This is a genomic window from Anoxybacillus sp. (assembly GCF_036834105.1).
GTDB lineage: Bacteria > Bacillota > Bacilli > Bacillales > Anoxybacillaceae > Anoxybacillus.
Map to the genome: position 1 here is coordinate 1 of NZ_DAITON010000114.1, position 7,264 is coordinate 7,264.

Annotated in this window: 4 protein-coding genes; all 4 read right to left on the reverse strand. The window is 39.4% G+C overall.

Annotation, left to right across the window (positions count from 1 at the left end; translation table 11 throughout):
- Positions 1-381: 381 nt before the first annotated feature.
- The 4 genes from V7Z64_RS10490 to V7Z64_RS10505 all read right to left on the reverse strand — a co-directional run bounded on the left by V7Z64_RS10490 (position 382) and on the right by V7Z64_RS10505 (position 7,206).
- Complete coding sequence (locus tag V7Z64_RS10490) at positions 382-3,336, reverse strand: type III restriction-modification system endonuclease (RefSeq protein ID WP_297988632.1); 2,955 nt, start codon at positions 3,334-3,336, stop codon at positions 382-384.
- Positions 3,337-3,339: 3 nt separating this feature from the next.
- Positions 3,340-5,223, reverse strand: a complete 1,884-nt coding sequence (locus tag V7Z64_RS10495) for a site-specific DNA-methyltransferase (RefSeq protein WP_297988635.1) — start codon at positions 5,221-5,223, stop codon at positions 3,340-3,342.
- Positions 5,211-5,537 (reverse strand): hypothetical protein, encoded by a 327-nt coding sequence (locus V7Z64_RS10500; protein ID WP_297988637.1) that lies wholly within the window; start codon positions 5,535-5,537, stop codon positions 5,211-5,213. The genes V7Z64_RS10495 and V7Z64_RS10500 overlap by 13 nt, the downstream gene beginning before the upstream one ends.
- A gap of 178 nt (positions 5,538-5,715) precedes the next feature.
- Positions 5,716-7,206 carry a malate:quinone oxidoreductase gene (locus tag V7Z64_RS10505; protein WP_297988639.1) on the reverse strand — a complete coding sequence of 497 codons (1,491 nt, stop codon included), beginning with the start codon at positions 7,204-7,206 and terminating at the stop codon, positions 5,716-5,718.
- Positions 7,207-7,264 lie beyond the last annotated feature (58 nt).

A 7,264-nucleotide genomic window follows, 5' to 3' on the forward strand; every position in this document is an offset into this window, starting at 1 on the left:
TTTTTTGTTTGGTTGTAAATTTATGTTAGTAAATTTGCTCATCTACAGTAAAATAACTACTTATGTTGTTTTTTAAAAATAAATCTATCCCTCTTCCCCCCTTCCAAAGACATAATCATCACCCTTTAATATGGCTCTTCACCAAAAGTTGTACTTGATTTTTTCATAACATACCTTATTTATACATCCAAGAAAGAACAGGAAACAAATGATTTTTTGCATACACTTGTTCAGAGAAGTGTACCGTCTGTCAAGTACATGTTGTGGTGATGAACCTTTAATATACAAAAATAATATACAAAAACCATTCAAAAAATCCTGTCGAACCTTGTCACAAAATTAAAAAAGACAGAAGTTTTATCAACTCCTGTCTAATCCGTCCTATCGACCCATTGCTCGGAGCATAAATTCGCCCACATCTTTCTCCGGACCGATGAATTCGACGTTTGTATGAATCGCTTGAAAGTGTTTTCGGGCGAAGTCGATTTTCGCTGCTTCTTCTGGACGAAGCTCACCTTCCCAATCAGTTCCTTTTGTTTCGAGAACAAAGTATAGTTTTTCCTCGCCATCTTTGTCGATTACAAGCGCCCAGTCTGGATTGTAAGCCCCGATTGGCGTGTCGATTTTAAACCAATGTGGCAATTTGACATACACTTTGACGTTTTCATCTCTTTCGAATCGTTGGGCAAAGTCTGCCTCAATTGTAGAGTCGTATACGATATGATCGAACAACGATTTTTCACTACGAATCGCATTGTTGTTTAAATACGCAAGCAGTTCTTCGTTTTCAAACAGTTCGACAGCATAGTACGCATCGTCGCCGATTTTGTAATATTTTACTCCGTCTTTTAAAAGCAGCTTCATTTCACGCTGAATGATTTTTGTGACTTCTTCCATAAACTTTTGCGGATTATTTTTAAAGTCGTCAAGGCGTTTGCAGCCGATTAAAATTTCAACAATCGTTTTGCGCGTTAAATTCGTACGGTTTTGCAGTTCGGTAATTATATCTGGCAACGTATGATGAGTCGTTATATAGTCTTCTACTCGCTCGCTAATGGCTCCCAATTGTACTCCCTTGATGCGATCGATTTCCAATTGATCTTTTCGGCTGATCACACGAATTTTTTCAATACGCGGCATGTTTTGAATGCTTTTTATGCTTTTTTGAATGAGTTGATCGCTTTCGATTTGGACGGAGTAGACCGTTTTATATTTAATTCGCTCCCAAAGTTGGCGAAACTCTTCTCCGAAAAACACTTGCTTATTTAATTGCACTCTTTTCTTTTTCGTCGCATCTTGAATCGGCAAGCGTTGCAAGTAGTGGCTTATTTCATACAGAATTGCCTGCTTCCACGGTTGGAACTCATCGCTCATCTTGAATGTATGATTATTTATCGCTTCTTTTAGCTGCGGCTTTGCCTTTCCTTTACCGTCAATATATCCATGCTGCTTCAGCTCTTCATACAACTTAGCCGATAAATCGTAGCCCATCTGTTTTGGCTCTTCTGTATCTGGATCGATATACGTTAATTTCGCAAATACATGCTTTTCAATTTTGCCGAAAGTGACGCCCGTTTCATCTTCAATTTCTTTTTGCAATGAAGCGACAAACTCTTCATACGATTCATTCGCCATCACCGTTAATATGTTCACACTATCATCCTGCACTCGTTCACCGTTTTGATTCACGGCTAAACGGAGCCCGCGACCAATTTCTTGGCGGCGCGATACGTACGTTCCTGCTGAATCTTTTAATGTACAAATTTGAAATACGTTCGGGTTGTCCCAACCTTCACGCAAAGCAGAGTGCGAAAAAATAAAGCGAAGCGGCTCGTCCAAACTTAACAACCGTTCTTTGTCTTTCATAATAAGGTTATATACATCTGTGTCCGCTTCTGTATTCCCTCTTGTATCTTTTAGTCTTCCTTTTTTATCTTGTGCAAAGTAGCCGTTATGCACTTTTTCAACAAGGATATCGGCATCAATGTCGTTAAATAGCGTGCGATATTTTGGTTTTTGAATGAGTTTCATATACTCTTCTTCAAACATCACGGCATATTTTCCTTTAATCGGGTTGCCCTCTTTATCGTAATCGCGATAGTTTGCGACTTTGTCAATGAAAAATAAACTAAGCACTTTAATACCGCGAGGGCGCAAACGCAATTCTTTATCCAAATGTTCTTCAATCGTTTTCCTAATTTGGTATCGTTTAATCGTATCATCATCCATCTCGCCAATGACATCGCCGATTCGCAAATAATGACCGTTTACTTCAATCGACTCGTTCCCCGGCGTCCAGTCAATTTGCTCGACAATATAGTTGCGATATATGTCACGTTCTCCAGAAACATCATATAAATCATCGCCATATTTCACTGTTTTTGTCGTTCGCTTCACTTTTCCACGCGTCTCGACATCCAGTTCAATCGTTGCTTTTCGTTCCTTCACATCTACTAGCTTGATGTAAGGCACATTAAACGATGGTTCAGAGCGAACGGACATGACTTCAATTCGTTTGACGAGTTTTTGATGGTAAGCATCGACTGCATCTAGTCGGTAAATCATGTTGTATTTATCGAGATGCGTTGCCGAGTAACGCAACGTGCATAATGGGTCGAGTGACGCAATCGCTTCTTTTGATTTTGGCGTCGTATCGACGCTTTGCGGTTCGTCAATGATAACAATTGGGTTCGTTTGTCGAATAAAATCAATCGGCCGGTACCCATTTAAACGATCGTTTGGACGGTGGATGACGTTTGCTTTATCTTCTTTTTCTCGATCTTCAAAGCTTTTGCGAAAAGCATCAATATTAATAATCATCACTTGAATTGTCGTAGCGGTCGCAAAATTGCGGACGCGATCCAATTTTTGTGAATCGTAAATGAAATATTCTAGCGGCTTGTTGTCATATAGTTCATTAAAATGATCTCTTGTGATTTGCAGCGATTTATAAACGCCTTCGCGAATGGCGACCGACGGTACGACGATGACAAACTTTGTAAAACCGTAATGTTTATTTAATTCATAAATCGTTCGCAAGTACACATACGTTTTTCCTGTCCCTGTTTCCATTTCAATTGTAAAATTCATACCGTCTAACTTCTCGCTGCGCGGCAAGCCATTGTTCAATTGAACGTCTTGGACGTTTTTTAAGATTTCGTCAGACGTAACGTCTAAACGGTTTCCTATCCCAAGCGCCGTTTGAATCATTCCGGCATTCGGTCCGTATGAAACGGTGAAATTTGACTGGCTTAATTCTTGTCCCTTAAAAATTTGGACAACGGAATCAATCGCTTGTTTTTGGTAGGTTAAATCTCCATGAAACTTTAACTTCATTTCCTACACACTCCTTACATCATTGATTCCGTTCTTTTTCAATGTTTGAATGGCGTTTATTTTCACTGAATCATTAATAAAGCCCGATTCTTTAAAAATGACTTTCGGGGATAAATGTTCGGACTTATGTTTCATCATTTCATGGACAATGTCCAAATCAATGTCATCTTCTAAACATAGTAGCACCGAACCGAAACCGACGTTGTAAATTGTTTTGCCGTTATAGTCGATTTCTTCAATCGGTGTCGTCAGCGGCAGTCCGATTTTTAGTAAAATTTCATACAATAAGTCTTCTTTTGTTCGATCTTCTTTCATGTTGTTTTGCAAATCGAGGAGCGTTTGCTCTAAGTTTTCAAAGTCTGGATCCCACGTTTTCATATTCGATGAATCAAGCGTAAACACTTTAAAACCGATATCTAAATCCGTTTTGGCTGTTTCTTGCACGATCTTCTCCCCCGCACGACGAATGCGCTCTTTCCCGATCTCGCAAATGTTTTTGTAGCCAGCTTTGTATGCTTCTGAATTTTCAAAGGTAGGTTCTGGAAGTTGAACCATAATGAACTTGCGATTCCCACCATTTTCGGCATTTAGTTTCATTACCGCATGGGCGGTAGTCGCGGAGCCAGAGAAGAAGTCGAGAATTATATCGTCGCTCTGAGTTGTAGTTATAAGCAATTGAATAATCAAATCTACAGATTTTGGTGAGGAAAACAGCTTTTCTTTTGTCATAAATAAATCTGAAAATACACTCTGCCCTTTCTCAGTATAAAATGATTTATCTAAAAAGATGGTTTTTAACATCTTTTTAGCACCTTCAGCATAGTTTTTCCTGTATATTTTCCAGTTCCCCTTACTATTCGTTTTTGCTACTAGCAAATTAATCTCTTTTAGTGCTTTAGATTTGTCCCATGTCCAGCAACCTTCATATCCATCATCCCAGATAGGCTCAACGGTTACGCTATAACCTTCTTTATATTCTAAAGACAACTCTTGGGTTAGAGGATTCACATAAAATGGATAAAAAAGATTCTTACGATTATGCTTACCAAACTCCCTATGGGTATTTCTTAGTTCAATGAGACGATACTTTCCTTCCTGGTCTTCTAAAGGATAGTCTTTTATTATCTGTTCCTCGCTCTTCTCGATTGAAAAATACCCTTTATTCAAACTAACTTTTGAATAAACTAATAGATATTCATGGTTAGTCGCAAAGTATTTATCTTGCGAGCGCCCCTTTGGATTACATAAAACAGTAATCTGAGCAATAAAGTTTTCCTCCCCAAATATCTCATCACAAATTTTCTTCAAATTCGCCATTTCATGATCATCAATACTAATAAAAATAACCCCATCTTCCCTCAACAAATTCCTCGCCAGTTTTAGCCGCGGGTACATCATATTTAACCAATCGGTATGATATCGACCATTTGTTTCCGTATTGGCTTTTGTTGTTTGCTGCGTCATTTCTTTATAGTTTTTCATGTTATCGCGGAAATCGTCTTTATAAACAAAGTCTTTGCCGGTGTTGTATGGCGGGTCGATGTAGATCATTTTAATTTTGCCAAAGTATGATTTTTGCAATAGCTTCAATACTTCGAGGTTGTCGCCTTCAATATAAACATTTTCTGTCGTGTCCCAGTTTTTGCTTGATTGTTTGTCTGGTCTGAGCGTTCCAGTGGACGGCGTTTGCGCGAGTTTCATTGCTTGTGTTTTTCCGTGCCACGTAAACTCATATCGTTCGCTTCGTTTTTCAATTTCTTCACCAAGTACAATTTTTAGTTTCTCAAAATCAATTTTTCCTTCCGTCACGACTTCTGGGAATAGCTGTTTTAATGCTTCGATGTTTGTTTGCACTAAATCCATCGATTTTCCATCTAGCTTTTCCATCGTTTTTCCCCTTTCACTTTAATGGATGCTTCGTTTAGCTCTGCTTTATATTTTTGCTCTTCTTCGACACCGTACAACAATGTTTCGTTTTTTGCGATTTTTTCGTTCGCTAAATGGTTCCCTCTTACAAAGGCTGGTTCCGTAAAAATGAAACGAAACTCTTCCATTTGTGAAAGCTCCTTTTTTAGCTCTACAAAAGCATATAACGTAAAATGAGCTGCCGCAACAGAAAGTTTGCTCCCTTTTTGTATATGCTTTTTGAGCACATCCCCCACTAAACCGCGTTGCTTATTATCAATCATTCCTTTGGACATGTGACATCGGAACTCCTTACCTGTTAATGATAAAACCTATTTCAACATGGTTTTATTGTATCAAAGTAAAGATGACAAAAACTGTCGCATTTTGTCGATGTATTGTAAAGTAACAGAAGAAAAATATACATCGCTACTATGAAAAAGACAGAAGTCGACTGACTTCTGTCTCGAATGTTTATGCGATTTGAAGCGGCATTGTTTCTTTTAAGCCGAGCGTTTGGGCAACCAATGTTTGTACTTCGCGTAAAAGCGCTTCGTTTTTCATAAGCGATACACCGTAAGATGGAATCATTTCTTTAATTTTTGCTTCCCATTGTTTCATTTCTTCAGGGAAACATTTTTCAATGACTTCAAGCATGACATGAACAGCGGTTGATGCGCCAGGTGATGCACCAAGTAAGGCGGCAACCGATCCGTCATGTGCGGCAACGACTTCCGTACCGAATTGGAGCGTGCCTTTACCGCCTGCTTCTGTATCTTTAATGACTTGTACGCGCTGGCCAGCAATAATAACATCCCAGTCTTCGCTTTTCGCGTGCGGAATAAATTCGCGCAGTTCTTCCATGCGTTGTTCTTTTGATAACATGACTTGTTCGATTAAATATTTTGTTAGCGCCATATTTTTTGCCCCAGCTGCAAGCATCGTCAACACATTATGCGGCTTGACGGATGTAATTAAGTCGAACATCGAACCATTCTTTAAAAACTTCGGTGAAAAACCGGCGAACGGCCCAAACAACAACATTTTTTGATTATTAATAAATCGTGTATCTAAATGCGGCACAGACATTGGCGGTGCACCAACTTTCGCTTTGCCGTACACCTTTGCATGATGTTGGGCGATAATGTCTGGATTGTTGCATACCATAAATAGCCCGCTCACCGGAAAACCGCCAATTCCTCTTCCTTCAGGGATGCCTGATTTTTGAAGTAAGTGCAAGCTTCCGCCCCCTGCACCGATAAAGACGAATTTCGCATAATGGGACTGTACTTCACCAGTCGCTACATTGCGCACTTTCACTTCCCATAAGTTATCGCTCGTCCGTTTCATATCTTCTACGTGGTGTTTATAATATATATTCACATGCCTATGTTCTAAATGTTCAAACAATATGCGCGTTAAAGCACCGAAATTCACATCCGTTCCTGACTCGATGCGCGTCGCGGCAATCGGTTCCGTCACGATACGTTCTTCCATCATCAGTGGGATCCACTCTTTCAATTGTTGTGGATCATCTGAAAACTCCATCCCTTGAAATAACGGATTGTTCGCCATTTGCTCAAACCGTTTCTTTAAAAATGCGACGTTTTCCTCTCCTTGCACAAAGCTCATATGTGGAATTGGCATGACGAAATCTTTTGGATTGCGAATGCGTTTGTTTTGAACGAGATAAGACCAAAATTGGAGCGATTGTTGAAACTGTTCGTTAATTTTGATCGCTTTGCTTACATCAACGGATCCATCTGCTTTTTCCACTGTGTAGTTTAATTCACAAAGAGCGGCATGACCCGTACCTGCATTGTTCCATTCATTCGAACTTTCATCCGCCGGTTGATCTAGTCTTTCAAACACTGAAATCTCCCACTCTGGTGCTAACTCTTTCAACAACGTCCCTAATGTCGCACTCATAATTCCCGCACCGATTAAAATGACATCCGTCTTCATCATTGAACCGTTACAGAAAACTTATAAGACTTTATAAGATAGCTAAAAATCTTATAAA